This is a genomic window from Streptomyces scopuliridis RB72 (assembly GCF_000718095.1).
Classification (GTDB): domain Bacteria; phylum Actinomycetota; class Actinomycetes; order Streptomycetales; family Streptomycetaceae; genus Streptomyces; species Streptomyces scopuliridis.
In genome coordinates, this window is record NZ_JOEI01000014.1 from 232,659 (window position 1) to 245,968 (window position 13,310).

Consider the following 13,310-nt stretch of genomic DNA (forward strand, 5'->3'; position numbering starts at 1 on the left):
CTGTGCGGCGGGGCGCCCCCTCCGTGTACGCATCGACCTGTACGTACCGCCACGCTTCAACCGGCGGCGGCGATCCGGTCGCCCGCCGTGGCGGCCTTCCGCAGCTCCACCTCTCGCCGCCGGCGACGGGCCAGCACCACCCGGCGCTCGGCCGCGGTCAGCCCGCCCCACACCCCGTACGGCTCGGGCTGGAGCAGGGCATGCTCCCGGCAGTCGACCATGACCGGACAGCGGGCACAGACCCGCTTCGCGGCCTCCTCCCGCGCCAGTCTCGCGGCTGTCGGCTCCTTGGAAGGGGCGAAGAACAATCCGGCTTCGTCCCGGCGGCATACCGCCTCCGAATGCCAGGGCCCGGCCTGATCCTCCCGAGCGGGACTCCGCTGGGGCGGTACGGCGGCGACCTGCAGGGGCTGATGCGGCAGTTGCAGCACGGTCTACTCCTGACGACGGCTTCGCGAGCGAGAGACGATGAAGCTTTCCCTACCCGCTGTACGCACGCCTATGCACTGAGTGGCAGCCAGTTCGGAGTCCGGAACGCGGTACGGAATTCCGGACGCGCCCCCCACAACGGGGCGCCTTTGGCCGGAAGTAGCCGAAAGCGCCGGGGCCGACGCGTCAAAGGAGTCAAAGGAGTCACACGAGTCGGCCGGGTCGGACGACTCGGGACAGTCAGTGGCCGAGGTGCTTGCGGAGCTGATGACGGAGATCGGCGATGAACTTGCCGCGCTTTGGTTTGGCCTCGACATTGCCGAACACCGAGTAGCCGTTCACGACGACGGTCGGCGCGTCCTGCTCCTCGGCCTCCAGCGTGAGCACCTCGAAATTGCCGAAAATGCCGGTGCCGTTGCCGCGCAGCGAGATGTTCTGGGGGACCGTGATCTCGACATTCCCGAAAATGGCCGTCGCGTTGATCACGGTGGTGCGCTGCCCGAAGAGTGCCTCGGTCAGGTCGATCTCGATATTACCGAAGAGCGAGAAGGCGTTGGTCTTCCGGCCGATGCGCCAGCGGCCCCTGCGGGTCGAGCTGCTGAAGACGGCGACGAGGTTCTCGGCGGAGGCCGTGGGGTCCTCCGGGCCGTATCCGTACGAGGCCGACGAGGACTCGCCCGGCACGCCCCGCCGGCCGTCGGCGCCGGTGGCCGGCAAGTCACGTACCAGCGGCTCCAGTTCGGCGACGGTCTTGGCCCGGTAGACGGAGTCGATCCGCTCGGCATGCTCCTCGGCGTCCAGCCGGCCCTCCGCGAGGGCCTCCCGAAGGATGTCCGCGATCCGGTCACGGTCGGCGTCGGAGGCCCGGATGGCCGGGGGCTCGGCCGGCGCGACCGGCTTCTGCGCGACCGGCTTCTGAGGGTGCTTTTCGAGGTCCACGGCCCCAGGGTAGCGAAACGCGATAGATCGCGACTAGGTCCTGTCCGGCCGATCTTCACGGGCCCGCGACGCCTGGCACCGCACCTCGCCGCGTTGTCGGAGTCGCCCAAGTACGTCCAGTACGAGGGCGCTCCTCCGCCTTGCGATGCACGGCACCAGACGCCGCGGGCTGATCCGCGAAGATCGACCGGACAGGACCTGGCAGAACCGCCACGCCCCGGCGCGGCGTGGCGACTGAGCCCTACCTCACAGCACCGCTGCCGGTGCCGCGCCCTACGCTGGAGGACGCGTCGCGCGTCGCCAATGGAGGCCACGCCGCTGTCTGTCGAGTGAGGAATGGCCGTAATGCCGGAGTTTGCGTACTCGGATCTGCTTCCGCTGGGAGAGGACACCACGCCGTACCGGCTGGTGACCGCCGAAGGTGTCTCCACCTTCGAGGCCGACGGCCGTACGTTCCTCAAGGTCGAGCCGGAGGCGCTGCGTACGCTCGCCGCCGAGGCGATGCATGACATCTCGCACTATCTGCGCCCGGCCCATCTCGCCCAGCTGCGCAGGATCGTGGACGACCCCGAGGCGTCCTCGAACGACAAGTTCGTGGCGCTCGACCTCCTCAAGAACGCGAATATCGCGGCGGCGGGCGTGCTGCCCATGTGCCAGGACACCGGTACAGCGATCGTGATGGGCAAGCGCGGGCAGAACGTACTGACGAGCGGCGGCGACGAGGAAGCCCTTTCGCATGGAATCTACGACGCGTACACGAAGCTGAATCTGCGCTATTCGCAGATGGCTCCGCTCACCATGTGGGAGGAGAAGAACACCGGCTCGAACCTGCCCGCGCAGATCGAGCTGTACGCGACCGACGGCGGCGCGTACAAGTTCCTTTTCATGGCGAAGGGCGGCGGCTCCGCCAACAAGTCGTTCCTCTACCAGGAGACCAAGGCGGTCCTCAACGAGTCCTCCATGATGAAGTTCCTGGAGGAGAAGATCCGTTCGCTCGGTACGGCCGCGTGCCCGCCGTACCACCTGGCGATCGTGGTGGGCGGTACGTCCGCCGAGTTCGCGCTCAAGACCGCGAAGTACGCCTCCGCGCACTACCTGGACGTGCTGCCGTCCGAGGGCTCCCCCACCGGCCACGGCTTCCGTGACAAGGAGCTGGAGGAGAAGGTCTTCGAGCTGACGCAGAAGATCGGGATCGGCGCGCAGTTCGGCGGCAAGTACTTCTGCCACGACGTACGGGTGGTGCGGCTGCCGCGCCACGGCGCCTCGCTGCCCGTCGCGATCGCCGTCTCCTGCTCGGCCGACCGGCAGGCCGTCGCGAAGATCACCGCCGAGGGCGTCTTCCTGGAGCAGCTGGAGACGGACCCGGCGCGCTTCCTCCCGGAGACCACCGACGAACACCTCGACGAGGCCCGCGGCGAAGCCGCTGATCGACCCAGTGTCGTGCGGGTCGACCTCAACCGTCCGATGGACGACGTTCTCGCCGAGTTGACGAAGTATCCGGTCAAGACGCGGCTCTCGCTCACCGGCCCGCTCGTGGTGGCCCGTGACATCGCGCACGCCAAGATCAAGGAGCGGCTCGACGCGGGCGAGGAGATGCCGCAGTACCTGAAGGACCACCCGGTCTACTACGCGGGCCCGGCGAAGACGCCCGAGGGGTACGCCTCCGGCTCGTTCGGCCCGACGACCGCCGGCCGGATGGACTCGTACGTGGAGCAGTTCCAGGCGGCGGGCGGCTCGAAGGTCATGCTCGCCAAGGGCAACCGCTCGAAGCAGGTCACCGACGCCTGCGGGGCGCACGGCGGCTTCTATCTCGGCTCGATCGGCGGCCCGGCGGCCCGGCTCGCCCAGGACTGCATCAAGAAGGTCGAGGTCGTCGAGTACGAGGAGCTGGGCATGGAGGCGGTCTGGAAGATCGAGGTGGAGGACTTCCCCGCGTTCATCGTCGTGGACGACAAGGGCAACGACTTCTTCACCGAGCCGGCCCCGGCGCCGACGTTCACCAGCATCCCGGTCCGCGGCCCCGGTCTCGCCTGACGCTCCCCCGTACGGGCCCCGCACGGCCTCTTCGACGCGCCCTCCCCGGCCTTCCTCCGGGGAGGGCGTTCCCGTCTCCACGACACTCCGGGGGGACGCCTCGGGGGAACGTACGGGGAACACATCGGATCAGCCGGACGCTCACCCTTGCAGGAGGTACGACGACGATGACGACCGACGAGCACCAGTACCGGACCGAGCACGACTCCATGGGCGAGGTACGGGTCCCCGCGCACGCGAAGTGGCGTGCCCAGACACAGCGCGCGGTGGAGAACTTCCCCGTCTCGGGACAGCCGCTGGAACGCGCCCATATCGAGGCCCTGGCCCGGATCAAGTCCGCCGCCGCCAAGGTCAACGCCGATCTCGGTGTGATCGACAAGGACATCGCGGACGCCATCCAGGACGCGGCGGCCGAGGTCGCGGAGGGCCGCTGGGACGAGCACTTCCCGGTGGATGTCTTCCAGACGGGTTCCGGCACCTCCTCGAACATGAACACCAATGAGGTGCTCGCCACGCTCGCCACCGAGCGCCTCGGCCGTGAGGTCCACCCGAACGACCATGTGAACGCCTCGCAGAGCTCCAACGATGTCTTCCCGTCGAGCATCCATATCGCCGCGACCGCCGCCGTCACCGGCGAGCTGATGCCGGCGCTGGACCATCTCGCCGCCTCCCTGGAGCGCAAGGCCGAGGAGTTCCGGGACGTCGTGAAGTCGGGCCGTACGCATCTGATGGACGCCACGCCCGTCACCCTGGGCCAGGAGTTCGGCGGCTACGCCGCGCAGATCCGGTACGCGGGCGAGCGGCTGGCCGCCTCGCTCCCCCGGCTCGCCGAGCTTCCCCTCGGCGGTACGGCGGTGGGCACCGGCATCAACACGCCGCCCGGCTTCTCCGCGGCCGTCATCGCGGAGGTCGCCCGCGCGACCGGTCTGCCGCTGACGGAGGCCCGTAACCACTTCGAGGCGCAGGGCGCCCGCGACGGACTCGTGGAGACCTCGGGCCAGCTCCGTACGCTCGCCGTCTCCCTCACCAAGATCGCCAACGATCTGCGCTGGATGGCCTCGGGCCCGCGCACCGGACTGGCCGAAATCAGCCTCCCCGATCTCCAGCCCGGCTCCTCGATCATGCCCGGCAAGGTCAATCCGGTGATCCCGGAGGCCGTGCTGATGGTCGCCGCGCAGGTCATCGGCAATGACGCCACGGTCGCGACGGCCGGCGCCGCCGGGAACTTCGAGCTGAACGTGATGCTCCCGGTGATCGCCAAGAACCTCCTGGAGTCCGTACGGCTGCTCACGAACGTCTCCCGGCTGCTCGCGGACCGTACGGTCGACGGCGTCACGGCCCAGGTCGAGCGGGCCCGCGAGTACGCCGAGTCGTCGCCGTCCGTGGTCACCCCGCTGAACAAGTACCTCGGGTACGAGGAGGCCGCGAAGGTCGCCAAGAGGTCGCTCGCCGAGCACATGACGATCCGCGAGACGGTTCTGGCGGGCGGCTATGTGGAGCGCGGGGATCTCACGCTGGAGCAGCTCGACGAGGCGCTGGATGTGCTGCGGATGACGCGCCCGTGAAGCCTCGGATGACGCGGCCGTGAATACGTGAGGTGTGCCGTGGCGCCCCGCACGCCACCGCCTAAGATCTGCGCATGACAGCGACGGTGAGGGCGACGAACGGACAGCACTGGGCGCCCGGCACACAGATCCTGTGGCGATACCGGGAGAACGCCGGGGACCGCGTGCACATCTGCCGTCCCGTCACGGTCGTGCAGGACACCGACGACCTGCTCGCGGCCTGGCTCGCGCCGGACACCCCGTGTGTACGGCCGGCCCTCGCGGACGGCACCCCGGTCCACCGCGAGCCGCTGGCCACCCGCTACACCAAGCCGCGCACGGTGGTGCGCGACCGTTGGTACGGGATGGGCGTCCTGAAGCTGGCCAGACCCGGCGAGCCGTGGTCGGTGTGGCTGTGGTGGGAGCGCGGCTGGCGGTTCCAGAACTGGTACGTCAACCTGGAGGAGCCGCGTACCCGTTGGGCCGGGGGCATCGACTCCGAGGACCATTTCCTCGACATCGACGTCTATCCGGACCGCAGTTGGCGCTGGCGCGACGAGGACGAGTTCGCGCAGGCACAGCACGACGGCCTGATGGCACCGGCGCAGGCCCGCCGCGTCGGGGAGGCCGGCCGCGCGGCGGTCGAGGTGATCAACGCGTGGGGCGCCCCGTTCAGCGACGGCTGGGAACACTGGCGGCCGGAGCCGCACTGGCCGGTGCCGGAGCTGCCCGCGGACTGGGACCGCACGGCGGCGCGGCTCACGCCCTGAACCTGCACTGAACATCCGTGCGGGGCCTTCCGAATGACCAAGCGTCAGAAACATCGCGGAAACCTGACGTTGTTAATTTTGCTCGATTATTCGGTGCACGGGGAGTTCTGTTGTGGCGTGGGACGAGTGGGAGCGACTGAAGGCCGAGTCAGCCGAACGGAACACCACGCACATGAGACTCAACGGACTCGATGACGGCAACGGCGGCCGTGGCGGGGCCGGTACGGGCTCCGAGAGCGGTACGCGGGGCGATCTGCGGGTCAGCCAGAAGTCGCTGGCCGCCCTCGGCGACGCGGCTTACCAGCTCTTCGGCCATCTGGAGAGAGACGGCAAACACGCCAAGGCCGCCAGTGCCTCGGCCGCGACCGGGCTCAAGGCCGACTTCGACGTGGGCAGGGCGCTGTCGCATGTCGTCGACCGGTGGGAAGCGCAGGTACGCACCGTCCTGGACGCGTGCGCCCATATCTCCAACCACCTCGAATACTCCAACACGGCGCACCGCAAGGACGACGAGCACGCGCTGACCGCCATCAGCAAGATCTCCGAGCTGGACGCGGGATTCGATGACAGGGACCAGCGACGATGAATCCGGACGCGTTGCGGTTCGCCTCCTTCGCCCAGCTCGGTGAGGCCGTCACCGACTGGACCGCCATGATCGGCAAGCTGGAGAAGCTGAAGACCGAGGCCGAGACGGGGCTGCGTCAACGGGCCCAGAAAGCGGACTGGGCGGGCTACAACGCCACGGTCACCCGGGAGTTCATCACCAAGACGGCGCGCGAGTTCGCCGACGCCGTCACCCAGGCGACCTCCATCCGCAATATCCTCCAGGACACCCGCGCCGAGCTGATCGGCTACCAGGGGCAGCTCAAGGACGCCATCGCCCGGGGCGCGGCGAAGAACCTCACCGTCACGAGCACCGACGGCGGCTTCACCGTCACGATGAACATCCATCCCGACCGGGCCGCCAAGGGCACGGAGGTGCCCGAGCACACGCCCCAGGATGTGACAGACCTCCGGGACGAGGTCGAGCGCATACTCAAGGCGGCCACCACGAGCGACACCACCGCGGGGACGGTACTGCGCGCGCTGGTCGACGGGACCGACACCGGTTTCTCCGGTGGAAAGCCGTACAAGGACCGGGACCAGGCGGCCCAGAAGATCGCGGAGGCCGACGAGGCCGCGAAGATCTACGCCAAGGGATCCGACGCGACCAACACCGAGCTGGCCTCCTTGAACAACTACCTCAAAAGAAACCAGAACGACCCGCTGTTCGCCGAGCGTTTCGCGAAGGATGTGGGCCCGAAGAAGATGGTCGAGCTGTACGCCGACTTCGCGGACGACTCGCAGTTCTATGTCAGCCCGCGTTCCCGGACCGGCCTGTCGCCCGAGCAGAAGGAGCGTATGAAGCTCCTGGGCGCGCTGGAGCAGGGCCTCGGCGGCACTCTGGCGACCGCCACGCGGTCCGACAGCGCGGACATGGACACCTGGAAGCGGCAGCTGCTCGCCGAGGGCCCCAAGGACATCAACGGGCCCGGGCAGAACCGGGTGTACGGCTACCAGGTCATGAGCAATCTGATGCGTTACGGGACGTACGACCAGAAGTTCCTGAACGACTACGGCACGGACCTCATGGCGTTCGAGAAGAAGAACACCACGGACGAGTACGGCGGCCTGCAGCGCCGGGTCAGCCGCGAGGACGTCCTGCCGTGGGACCGCTCGGGCTCCTACGAGCGGCTGCACTACGGAGACGACGACGACGGCGGCAGGGACCCGATGGTGGGCTTCATGGAGGCGCTGGGGCACAACTCCGAGGCCTCCACGGAGTTCCTCAACTCGGACGCCAACTTCGATTACCTCACCCAGGACCGCGACTGGATGCAGGACCAGGTGTCGGACAAGGCGAAGGGCATCGCGGGCCACGACTCGCTGGGCCACGCGCTGGAGTCGGCCACCAAGGGCTCGGCGTACGACGCGAACCCGCCCGTGCTGCACAGGGACGCGGACACGGCGTCGGTTGCGGAGCGGGTCATCGAGCGGTACGGGCAGCCCGCCGAGGGGACGGACGAGAAGAGGACCCAGGAGAGCGGCTCTGCGCTGATGAAGAAGCAGGCGGGGATCGAGGACAGCCTGGCACGTATCGGCGCCGCCTACGTCGACGACCTCAACTGGGGCCTGGACGGCAGTGACGACGACCGATCACTCTTCGCGGACCCGCTGCACGGAGGCGGGCGCACGGTGGAGGAACGCCCGCGCTTCGATGCGGGCGACACTCAGCGGTTCCTGGGCACCCTCGGCCAGAATGAGGACACGTACAAGGTCATGGGCAGCGCCCAGCAGATCTACACCACGTCGATGCTCGATGCCAACCCCCCGGTCATCGAGCCCAACGGGGATGTCTCTGCGACCGATGCCGAGACCGCGATCATGAAGGGCGCCGAGGTCCAGGGCATTCTGGACCGGGCGTGGGGCGACCAGCTCACGGCAGACGGGGCCAAGGCAGAAGCGGATTACAACGCGTCCGTCGACGCACGGACCGAGCGGGACAAGGCGATCATCGGAGCGATCACGGGCACGGCCTTCTCCTTCGTCCCCGAGCCCGCGTCTGGTGCGGCCGCCGTTGTGGTGCCCATCGTGGCAGGTCAGGTTGAGGACCAGCTGACCAGCCAGATCGAATCCAACCTGGACGCGTACGGGGAATCGCAGCACCGTAATCTCGCCGACGTACGGCAGGGCAAGGTAAGCGCGATCTACGAGGCAGGGATCCAGTCCTCCTGGACCCCTGCCAGGTCGGTCCTGGAAGGGGTCGACCCTGATGAGCGGCACAACGTCGAATACCGAGAACTCAAGCTGCTCTTTCAGAGTGCGCAGAAGACGGGATACACCTCGGGGAGCCAGGCCAAGGAGTTCGCCGGCAGTCTGCCGGTCACGGAGTGAGGCGAGAGACAGTGCGGATGAAAACCAATGCCTTCCGGTCATGGGTGGTGACCGCCCTGCTGACCATCACGGCAGCGGGGACGGCCGTGGGCTGCTCCGGGGACCCCGACGGATCCGACTCCACTCGTGAGCCGACGGGAGCGGCGTCGTCCCCCCTGATCAGCATGGACGCGGTGTGCGACGGCTCCCTCCGTGAAGAAGCGGCAGCCGCCCTCCAACAGATCAGCGGTACCGACAAATTCCAGCCGGGTCCGGACACCAGTCAGTCCATGAAGCAACTCGTTGGAGTACTCGTCGCCGATCTGAAGGAGTCCAGCAGAAAGCCGGAGCGCATGCTGTGCAGTGTCTCCCCCCAAGGGAGTGATCCGAGTGCGCGCGCTCTGTGGATCACCTTCCAGTGGTACAAGGACACCCCGCCCACCGGCGGCAAGCGCACCCACAGCACGTACAACACCACCCGCTTCGCCATCGGGGACGCCGCCTCCTACGACGATGGCGCCTCGTTGTTCTTCTCCTGCCCGTCCGCCTCCGGCCAGGACAGCCAAGGCCTCGGCCTCATCGCGACGGCCGGCACCACGGGTCTCGACGCGGAACCCCGGGCCCAGAAGCGCGAAGCCCAAGTCCGTATCCTCCACTCCGCCTCCGTCGCCCTGGCCAAGGAGCTCGGCTGCTTCAAGCAGAGCGGTCTCCCCGAGACGCTGGGCGAGCTCACCCCACTCCCGGTGAAGTGACCGATTCACGTCCGGGAACGCGCTCGGACGCATACGACCTCGTGAGATCCTTGATACGCCCCCGGGGTTGAAACGTAGGATCGTCCTCCGGAAGACCGGAGCGGGGCAACAGACCGGTACGGAAAGCCAACTGACCGTTGGTCACACCACACACGACACCGCACGTCACACTGTTCGCCCGCAACGACCGCACAACAACGACCGTGAGCCACTACGAGGGGGTGGAGCCGTGCGTAAGGGCTGCCGCCCTGTCGACGCCGCCTGCCGCGCGGTAGTTTCGCCAGTCGAAACGATCGCATCGCACCCCCGGCCCGGACGGACGGAATCCCACGCGTGACGGAGCATCCCCCCTCCCACGAAGGCCGGCAGCCCCTGGTTGCCCGGCCGCAGGAACGCACCCGGCCGCGGCAGGAAGCCGGTGCTTCCGCCGTGCCGCAGCCCGCGGTGCCGGCCCCGGCGCCGGACCCCGTCGCTACGGCGCGGCGCGAGGGCGACCGGCTGCGCTTCGTGGGGGCCGCGACCCGGCGTATCGCGCGCGGCATAGATCTGGACGAGATCGTGCTCGGGCTGTGCCGGGCGACCGTACCGACGTTCTCCGACGCCATACTGGTCTACCTTCGTGATCCGCTGCCCGTCGGTGACGAGCGCCCGGTGGCGCCGTTCGTGCTGCGGCTGCGGCGTACGGACCGGCTGCGGCTGACCGACGACGACACGGAGGGCAGCGGCGGCATCCCGCTCCAGATCAGCGAGGGGCTGCGGCTGCCGATCCTCGACCCGCAGTCGGATGTGATGCCGGCCGCCGAGCTGTGCGAGGTGCGCTCCGGCGGCGCGCTCTCCGAGGTGCTGCGGGGCGTACGCCCGGTCTTCGGCGACTCGGCCGCGGCCCGGGCCGCGCTGCCCGAGCTGCTCGGCGCCGACCGCACCGTACCGTCGGGACACCGCGCGATCCTCGCGCCGCTGCGCGGCCGGCGGCGGGTCATCGGCGCCGCGGTCTTCCTGCGCAGGCCGGACCGCGCCGCCTTCGAGCCGAACGATCTGCTGGTCGCGGCGCAGCTGGCGACGCATACGGCGCTGGGCATCGACAAGGCGGTGCTGTACGGCCGCGAGGCGTATATCGCCGATGAGCTCCAGCGCACGATGCTGCCGGAGAATCTGCCCCAGCCCACCGGCGTACGGCTGGCCTCCCGCTATCTGCCGGCCGCCGAGACCGCGCGGGTCGGCGGCGACTGGTACGACGCGATCCCGCTGCCCGGCAGCCGGGTCGCGCTGGTCGTCGGCGATGTCATGGGCCACTCCATGACCTCCGCGGCGATCATGGGCCAGCTGCGGACGACCGCGCAGACCCTCGCCGGGCTGGACCTGCCGCCGCAGGAAGTCCTGCACCACCTCGACGAGCAGGCGCAGCGGCTCGGCACGGACCGGATGGCGACCTGCCTCTATGCGGTGTACGACCCGGTCTCGCACCGGATCACCATCGCCAACGCCGGTCATCCGCCGCCCATACTGCTGCACCTGGGCGGCCGGGCAGAGGTGCTCCGGGTGCCGCCCGGCGCGCCGATCGGGGTCGGCGGGGTGGACTTCGAGGCCGTCGAGCTGGACGCGCCCGCCGGAGCGACCCTGCTCCTCTACACGGACGGGCTCGTCGAGTCCCGGCTGCGGGACGTGTGGACGGGGATCGAGCAGCTGCGGGAGCGGCTCGCGTCCACCGCTCAACTGACCGGGCCCGACCACTCGCCGCCGCTGGAGGCGCTCTGCGACGACGTCCTCGATGTCCTGGGCCCCGGCGACCGCGACGATGACATCGCGCTGCTCGCGGCCCGTTTCGACGGGATCGCGCCCAGTGATGTCGCGTACTGGTTCCTGGAACCAGAGGACGCGGCTCCGGGCCGGGCACGCCGGCTGGCCCGCCGGGCGCTGGCCCGCTGGGGCATGGAGGAGCTGAGCGACTCGGTCGAGCTGCTGATCAGCGAGGTCGTGACCAATGCCGTGCGGTACGCGGAGCGGCCGGTGACGCTGCGGCTGCTCCGTACGGACGTACTGCGCTGTGAGGTCGGGGACGATTCGCCGCAGCTGCCCCGGCAGCGGCGGGCCCGTGACACCGACGAGGGCGGCCGGGGGTTGTTCCTGGTCAACCGGCTGGCGCGGCGCTGGGGGGCGACCCGGCTCTCCACCGGCAAGGTGGTCTGGTTCGAGATCCCGACGCGGACCTAGGGGACACAGGGGGCATAGGGGATGAAACCACCCCAAAGGCATATGTTGCCGACAAGGTGTCGTAGAGGTTAGCTGGGGCAGGCGGCCGTAGCGACCGCTGTCCCAGCCCGGGACAGGGCCTGGGATCACTCCCTGGTCCCCTGGCCCCCTCGTCTCCCGGGCCCGCTAGCGACGGGAGGCCCGCACGTGTCCGCGTCATCCCCCAAGACTCCCTACACGACCAACAACGCCGGTATTCCGGTGGAGAGCGACGAGCACTCGCTCTCCATCAGCCCCGACGGCCCCATCCTGATGCAGGACCACTACCTCATCGAGAAAATGGCCCAGTTCAACCGGGAACGGGTCCCCGAGCGGGTGGTCCACGCGAAGGGCGCGGGTGCGTACGGCTTCTTCGAAGTGACCCATGACGTCAGCCAGTTCACCAAGGCCGACCTCTTCCAGCCGGGCAGGCGCACCGACATGCTGGCCCGGTTCTCGACGGTCGCGGGTGAGCTCGGCTCGCCCGACACCTGGCGCGACCCCCGTGGCTTCGCCCTGAAGTTCTACACCGAGCACGGCAATTACGACATGGTCGGCAACAACACGCCGATCTTCTTCGTCCGCGACCCCATGAAGTTCCAGGACTTCATCCGCTCGCAGAAGCGCCACCCGGCCACCGGACTGCGCAACAACGACATGCAGTGGGACTTCTGGACGCTCTCCCCCGAGTCCGCCCACATGGTCACCTGGCTGATGGGCGACCGGGGCATCCCGGCGTCCTTCCGGCATATGAACGGCTACAGCTCGCACACCTATATGTGGGTGAACGGCGCCGGTGAGCGGTTCTGGGTGAAGTACCACTTCAAGACCGATCAGGGCATCGACTACCTCACCCAGGCCGACGCCGACGAGATGGCGGGCTCGGACGGTGACCACCACCGCCGTGATCTGTACGAGTCGATCGAGTCCGGGAACGCGCCGACCTGGAGCCTGAAGGTCCAGATCATGCCGTTCGAGGACGCAGCCGACTACCGCTTCAATCCCTTCGATCTGACGAAGGTGTGGCCGCACGGCGACTACCCGCTGATCGATGTCGGCCGGATGACGCTCAACAAGAATCCGGACAACTTCTTCATCCATATCGAGCAGGCCGCGTTCGAGCCCTCGAATCTGGTGCCGGGCATCGGCCCGTCCCCGGACAAGATGCTGCTCGGCCGGCTCTTCTCGTACCCGGACACGCACCGCTACCGGATCGGCCCGAACTACGCGCAGCTGCCGCCCAACAGGGCGCGCTCGCACGTCAATTCGTACGCCAAGGACGGCCCGATGCGGTACGAGGCGTCGAACGCGGCGAGGCCGTACGCGCCGAACTCGTACGGCGGCCCCGCGGCCGACGTCGACCGGTTCGGCGACCCGGCGGGCTGGGCGGCGGCCGGTGAGATGGTGCGCGAGGCGTACAAGCTGCACCGCGAGGACGACGACTGGGGCCAGGCGGGCACGCAGGTCCGTCAGGTGCTGGACGACGCGGCACGCGACCGGCTGGTGTCGAATGTCTCCGGGCATCTGAAGCAGGGCGTGTCCCGTCCTGTTCTGGACCGGGCGCTCCAGTACTGGCGCAATATCGACAAGGTGATCGGCGACCGGATCGCCAAGAAGGCGAACGGCGGCTGACGTACAGACGCGGTCGCCGGGCGCGCTGTGATCAGCGCGCCCGGCGACCGCGTCCCGCATGGTGTCCG

The 13,310-nt window shown here is 68.8% G+C and carries 10 protein-coding genes; 8 read left to right on the plus strand and 2 right to left on the minus strand.

What is annotated here, in order from left to right; all coding sequences use genetic code 11:
* Window positions 1–56 precede the first annotated feature (56 nt).
* Both IF11_RS0119795 and IF11_RS0119800 read right to left on the minus strand, forming a co-directional pair.
* Window positions 57–431: a WhiB family transcriptional regulator gene (locus IF11_RS0119795; RefSeq protein WP_030352981.1), complete on the minus strand. Its 375-nt coding sequence runs from the start codon at window positions 429–431 to the stop codon at window positions 57–59.
* Between the two features lie 238 nt (window positions 432–669).
* On the minus strand, window positions 670–1,368 hold the full coding sequence (locus tag IF11_RS0119800; RefSeq protein WP_030352982.1) for a DUF1707 SHOCT-like domain-containing protein: 699 nt from the start codon (window positions 1,366–1,368) through the stop codon (window positions 670–672).
* Window positions 1,369–1,713: 345 nt separating this feature from the next.
* On the opposite strand from IF11_RS0119800, the gene IF11_RS0119805 reads away from it, so the two are divergent.
* From IF11_RS0119805 to IF11_RS0119840, 8 genes are all read left to right on the plus strand, one after another.
* Window positions 1,714–3,402, plus strand: a complete 1,689-nt coding sequence (locus IF11_RS0119805) for a fumarate hydratase (RefSeq protein WP_030352983.1) — start codon at window positions 1,714–1,716, stop codon at window positions 3,400–3,402.
* A gap of 167 nt (window positions 3,403–3,569) precedes the next feature.
* Window positions 3,570–4,967: a class II fumarate hydratase gene (locus IF11_RS0119810; RefSeq protein WP_030352984.1), complete on the plus strand. Its 1,398-nt coding sequence runs from the start codon at window positions 3,570–3,572 to the stop codon at window positions 4,965–4,967.
* 74 nt (window positions 4,968–5,041) lie between these two features.
* Window positions 5,042–5,716 (plus strand): cytidylyl-2-hydroxypropylphosphonate hydrolase, encoded by a 675-nt coding sequence (fomD, locus tag IF11_RS0119815; RefSeq protein ID WP_030352985.1) that lies wholly within the window; start codon window positions 5,042–5,044, stop codon window positions 5,714–5,716.
* A 172-nt stretch (window positions 5,717–5,888) separates the two neighbouring features.
* Window positions 5,889–6,302: a hypothetical protein gene (locus IF11_RS0119820; RefSeq protein WP_240627606.1), complete on the plus strand. Its 414-nt coding sequence runs from the start codon at window positions 5,889–5,891 to the stop codon at window positions 6,300–6,302.
* Window positions 6,299–8,650 carry a DUF6571 family protein gene (locus IF11_RS0119825; protein WP_051746061.1) on the plus strand — a complete coding sequence of 784 codons (2,352 nt, stop codon included), beginning with the start codon at window positions 6,299–6,301 and terminating at the stop codon, window positions 8,648–8,650. The genes IF11_RS0119820 and IF11_RS0119825 overlap by 4 nt, the downstream gene beginning before the upstream one ends.
* A gap of 17 nt (window positions 8,651–8,667) precedes the next feature.
* Entirely contained in the window at window positions 8,668–9,381 is a 714-nt protein-coding gene (locus tag IF11_RS0119830; RefSeq protein ID WP_133243222.1) for a hypothetical protein, read from the plus strand.
* A gap of 333 nt (window positions 9,382–9,714) precedes the next feature.
* Complete coding sequence (locus tag IF11_RS0119835; RefSeq protein ID WP_030352989.1) at window positions 9,715–11,592, plus strand: ATP-binding SpoIIE family protein phosphatase; 1,878 nt, start codon at window positions 9,715–9,717, stop codon at window positions 11,590–11,592.
* Window positions 11,593–11,778: 186 nt separating this feature from the next.
* Window positions 11,779–13,242, plus strand: coding sequence for a catalase (locus tag IF11_RS0119840; protein ID WP_030352990.1), 1,464 nt, complete (start codon window positions 11,779–11,781; stop codon window positions 13,240–13,242).
* Window positions 13,243–13,310 lie beyond the last annotated feature (68 nt).